The sequence below is a fragment of the Lacticaseibacillus zeae DSM 20178 = KCTC 3804 genome (assembly GCF_000260435.1).
In the GTDB taxonomy this organism is placed as follows: Bacteria; Bacillota; Bacilli; order Lactobacillales; family Lactobacillaceae; genus Lacticaseibacillus; species Lacticaseibacillus zeae.
In genome coordinates this window covers 1-448 of record NZ_BACQ01000096.1, presented here as the reverse complement: position 1 = coordinate 448, position 448 = coordinate 1, and the positions used below count along the sequence as shown (strand labels likewise).

The 448-nt window shown below is 56.5% G+C and carries 1 protein-coding gene; it reads left to right on the top strand.

From position 1 onward, the window contains the following. Positions 1–448, top strand: a 448-nt coding sequence (locus tag GSO_RS18020; RefSeq protein WP_044113088.1) for a hypothetical protein, incomplete at both ends; no start/stop codon positions are given.

The window sequence follows — 448 nt, the reverse complement described above, 5'->3', positions numbered from 1 at the left end:
AGCAAAGGATGGTAACAGCAGTGCTGCCAGTGCCTTCTCTAGCGCCGCAAGTGCTGCCTCGAGCAGTGCCAAGAGTGCCGAGAGTCAAGCAAGCAACGCAGCAAGTGCTGCCGCCTCTGATGATTCGGTAGCATCCAGTGCCGCAAGTGCTGCAAGCACCGACAATTCGGTAGCATCCAGTGCTGCAAGCACTGCAAGCAGCGCGGCTAGTGCAGCTGAAAAGTCTGCTGCCGATAAGTCTGCTGCCAGTTCTAGTGCAAGTGGTGCCAGTTCCAGTGCAAGTGGTGCCGATAGCTCATCGACAGCAACTTCAAGTTACGCAAGCAACGCCAGCTCCAGTGCTAGCGAAGCCAGCTCGTACGCGTCACAGGCAAGTTCAAGTGCCAGTGAAGCAAACAGCCATGCAAGCAGTGCGGCAAGTCATGCAAGTGATGCATCCTCGGCTGCA